The following is a 3,992-nucleotide window of genomic DNA, read 5'->3' as shown; positions in this document are numbered from 1 at the left end:
TCTTCTAAAGCAGAAGATATTAGCTGGTCTAGCTCAATGCTCCAAAGGAGAAATATACTGGCGAGAGCAAAAATTAACTTCCGAACATTTACAACAACTGGGTGGTTTAGTATTTCAATTTCCAGAAAGACATTTTTGTGGTGGTACTATTCTAGAAGAATTACGATTAGGTCATCCAGAATTACGACCAGAACAAATATCTTCTGCTTTAGAAGAAGTTGGTCTTCAACATTTATCATTTAATACATCGCCCCAAGCATTAAGTGGAGGTCAGCAACGTCGTCTTGCTTTGGCAGTACAATTAATTAGACAACCTCATCTATTAATGTTAGATGAGCCAACTGCTGGATTAGATTGGTCAATACGGAAGCAACTTGTCAGTTTACTGGCTAAACTGAAAAATCATTGGAGTTTATTGGTTGTCACCCATGACGCTAGTGACCTTTTACCCATAGCTGATAAATGTTGGACTTTAGATCAGGGAAACTTGGAGTGTAGAATTTAGAATTCATAGGATACTCAACAAATCTATTGTTTTAATTACCAGTTTTTAGGAGAACAGAAATGAGTCTGAATATTCAAGGTATAGTTAGTTCTATTAATGAACAGCTAGCTCCTCAGTTCGAGGAAAAATTACGCAGTTATTTAATACAACAAGATCGAGAATGGTTAATCGATCAAATTGTACGTTTAACTTGAAATTCTTTATATATAAAAAAGAAAGATATTAAAGCTATTCAAGACCAAAAAGCTCTAGAACTGCTTTCAAGAATAGAACGCTTAAAAGACATGGCACTAGACAGAGAAAAATTAGAATATTTTATCAAAAAGTATGAAAAAAAAGATCGCAATCAACTCATAGAAACTGGGCATTTAATTAATAATCCTCCTGAAAAAGGAACTGAATTAATAACAGAAAAATATAGGAGCGATCGGGGTAATGAATTACTAATTATAGCTAAAGATATACTTTTTTCACTACTATTTGGAGATGAAAGTAATCATGTTAAATATACTAGAATTGAACAGGAATTACTAACATTAACTGTACCCATATTCAAGTCTGAATCATTAAATTTTATGAAAGCAACAACAGAAATTAGTGGTTTAGGAACCTGGCAATATCCGGATAGTATCTCTAATGATTCACGGGCAGATAATATTATTTTGCAGGTCGAGTATGGAGAGATAGAAGGAGAATTAATAGGTGATGGTATTGTAACTTCCTTAAGCTTAATCAATAATCTAGAAATTAATGAGCAAATTCTCTATGCGAGGATGATAAATGTTGAACAAAGTACCTTAATTACTTAAATTTGTGTGAATGTCAAATTGACTTAAAACCTAGATTTCGCGCGACAAAATATAGTATAAAATTAGGAGTCAGGAGAAAATCATAGTAGTCAATAGCAGTAAACAATTAAGTAAGTATTTATGTTTAATATTTTCCTGAAAATTTGACGAATGAGAAAGGTAGATAAAGATTATGTATACAATATAATAAGTATCTAACAAGCTACCGATTAAAATACTACTTTTGATGCTAAAAGTTGACCTGCGGAATGTGGGAGCTAATAGAATTTACCGAATAATTAAGGTAAAAAGCCTCTCCTAATTAGGAGAAACAAGCGGTCGTTTGCGTTAGCGTTTCGGCTGTCGCCGACATGAAAAACGTCATATCCAATCTCCCCTTGATCAGAAAAAATTTTCACGCTCCGCGTCAATCCAATCCGTTTTAGGGAGAGGTAATTATCCATTATCCATTATCCATTAATGAATGTAGTGAATGTAGTGCTAATTTCTGTGATATACTCCCAGAGCTTATAGCTGTAACAATAAGCCAGTGCAGAATGGCGGAAATAACTGACCCATTACAAGATTCTAAAAGCCTTACTAATCAATACTTTTGACTTTTGAATTTTGACTTTTAACTTCCGCGTAGCGGCACTAGTAGGCTTCTCAACTGACTATCTAACTATTAACTATAACCATATACAGGGGAATAATTTGATATGGAATGGCACATCACAGACGCCCAAAGCTTAGGAATTATTGACAGGGAAATTGGCCCTCATGCTTTATCTCCCGCAGAATATGAGATAGTTCGACGGGTAATATATGCTACGGCAGACTTTGAATATAAGTCTCTGATTAGTTTTTCTGAACACGCTTTACAGTCTGGAGCTGCTGCTTTGGCAGCTCGTACAACTATTGTGGTAGATGTGCCAATGGTGCAAGTAGGTATTACCTCCGTTATTCAAAGTACCTTCGCTAACCCTGTTTACTGTTCAATGGATGCTATAACTAGACCTCAGAAGGAAAAAACTAACGCTGCTTGGGGAATTGAAACTTTAGCTAGACGTTACCCAGAGGGTATTTTTGTTATTGGTCAGGCTCAAACAGCTCTGTCTGCAATTGTTGATTTAATTGAAGCAGAAGAAATTAGACCTGCTTTAGTTATTGGCACTCCTTCTGGTTTTGTGGGGGTGGATGTAGCTAAGTCACGTTTGTATGATTCGATGATTCCTCATATTAGAATTGATGGCCGTAAGGGTAGTGCTGTGGTAGCAGTTGCTATTATTAATGGTTTAGTAGACTTGGCTTGGCAGGCTTATGGTAAACAAGGCCAAGGTAATTAGAGTCTACGGAAAAAGGTTTTGGTAAGTAGAGGCAACAGGTAAGAGTGCTTTTGAGGTTTAAGTTGAGTGAAATCTTCCACCATAAGAGTTTAACTTCTGTTTTAGGATTTTATTATTCCTGATTGTACAACGCCCTAAAATTAATACCCTCAAATTAAAGCCCTATAGCATTTCACTTTAAATATGTCACAAATAGTTTCATACCTATTGTGTGAAATAATCGTTTGAAATTACTTATATTATGTCCAGATAAACACTCATCGTGAAGTCATTGCAACTGGAACGGAGTGGAAGGAAGCAATCTCATGAGTTTTAGATATTTCTTCTTATATTTAATGATAACTATTTAACCGGACATAATATGAGAGTAAAAGTTTTCAGGTTGTACAATCTCAATTCATGACTTTTGAATGCATGACTTCTGTGAAACGCTATAGAATTAATGCCCTATAATTAATAACTGTAACTTTAAGTCTGGGTAGTAGTCAATAAAATTCTATATTACTTGGTTGGCGTTGTTTATTTTTCCTGCGAGATGAGCGCACCTGATTAATTACCTCGATAAACTCATCTCTTCTGAGATATGGATAATCACTAACCCATAAATTTACAGTAGGAAGATAAACATCTGAATATTTAGCAATTTTTTCTAAATCTTGTTGATAAGACATTACCAACATTACAGCTACCTGACCTCTAGAAATACCTTGATGATAACGACGTAGAGGAGCTTGCATTTCAACTGTAAATCCTGTTTTATCCCCCAATTCTAAATTTATTCGTTGCTCTAAATTTTCTACTATTATTAATTCCCCTTTTTTATTAACTTTTTCTTCTTGACCGACTACTTCTTCAGTAAGATATACATCAATAACTTTTCCCTGCCATAGACCACTATATGGATAGCGTCTAAATTCTGCATTGCGAAAACTAGCTAATAAAATAGGTCCCCATAACCAATAAAGACCTGCCGTAATACCAACCAATAAAAATAAAGGGTCACCATCATCATGAACAAATACATTAATTAAAACAATTGTCAAAACTGAGATAGCAGAAATTAAAGCTCGTTTTAAAATATCAGATAATCTGCCCCAATAATATTGATATTGATCGCTTGTAGCTACAATAGGAATTAATTGTTCAAATATTTTACGAGTTAAAGGAACTAGCATTTATGAGTTTAAAATTTGAGATTAATTGATTTATATTTAATTTATAATATTTTTCATACGGATGAGTTACAATAACAATCCTAGAAAGTAACCCAAAATTAGAGAAATCAAAAAGCACCCTAACTGATAGCTGATTCATTAATGAATAATTACCTCTGGTTAAAACCATCAGATATGA

Annotated in this window: 5 protein-coding genes; 4 read left to right on the top strand and 1 reads right to left on the bottom strand. The window is 34.1% G+C overall.

The annotated features are described in order from the left end of the window. The 4 genes from F6K22_RS34660 to F6K22_RS34645 form a co-directional block, all read left to right on the top strand. On the top strand, window positions 1-505 hold a 505-nt coding region (locus tag F6K22_RS34660), incomplete at its 5' end, for an ABC transporter ATP-binding protein (RefSeq protein WP_293108903.1). A gap of 59 nt (window positions 506-564) precedes the next feature. Then, complete coding sequence (locus F6K22_RS34655) at window positions 565-699, top strand: hypothetical protein (RefSeq protein WP_293108900.1); 135 nt, start codon at window positions 565-567, stop codon at window positions 697-699. A gap of 90 nt (window positions 700-789) precedes the next feature. Further along, complete coding sequence (locus tag F6K22_RS34650) at window positions 790-1,314, top strand: hypothetical protein (RefSeq protein WP_293108897.1); 525 nt, start codon at window positions 790-792, stop codon at window positions 1,312-1,314. Window positions 1,315-2,012: 698 nt separating this feature from the next. Continuing rightward, window positions 2,013-2,639 carry a precorrin-8X methylmutase gene (locus tag F6K22_RS34645; RefSeq protein ID WP_293108894.1) on the top strand — a complete coding sequence of 209 codons (627 nt, stop codon included), beginning with the start codon at window positions 2,013-2,015 and terminating at the stop codon, window positions 2,637-2,639. Window positions 2,640-3,124: 485 nt separating this feature from the next. Here F6K22_RS34645 and F6K22_RS34640 read toward each other — a convergent pair whose 3' ends face one another. Continuing rightward, on the bottom strand, window positions 3,125-3,814 hold the full coding sequence (locus tag F6K22_RS34640) for a phosphate ABC transporter permease (RefSeq protein ID WP_293108892.1): 690 nt from the start codon (window positions 3,812-3,814) through the stop codon (window positions 3,125-3,127). Between the last annotated feature and the right edge of the window lie 178 nt (window positions 3,815-3,992).

The organism is Okeania sp. SIO2F4 (assembly GCF_010672385.1).
In the GTDB taxonomy this organism is placed as follows: Bacteria; Cyanobacteriota; Cyanobacteriia; order Cyanobacteriales; family Microcoleaceae; genus Trichodesmium.
This window is presented reverse-complemented; position numbering and strand designations above follow the sequence as displayed.

Bases quoted from the DNA above. Each gene is read 5' to 3' on its own strand.
- F6K22_RS34655 (WP_293108900.1), top strand. From the start codon at position 565: ATGAGTCTGAATATTCAAGGTATAGTTAGTTCTATTAATGAACAGCTA.
- F6K22_RS34650 (WP_293108897.1), top strand. From the start codon at position 790: ATGGCACTAGACAGAGAAAAATTAGAATATTTTATCAAAAAGTATGAA.
- F6K22_RS34645 (WP_293108894.1), top strand. From the start codon at position 2,013: ATGGAATGGCACATCACAGACGCCCAAAGCTTAGGAATTATTGACAGG.
- F6K22_RS34640 (WP_293108892.1), bottom strand. From the start codon at position 3,814: ATGCTAGTTCCTTTAACTCGTAAAATATTTGAACAATTAATTCCTATT.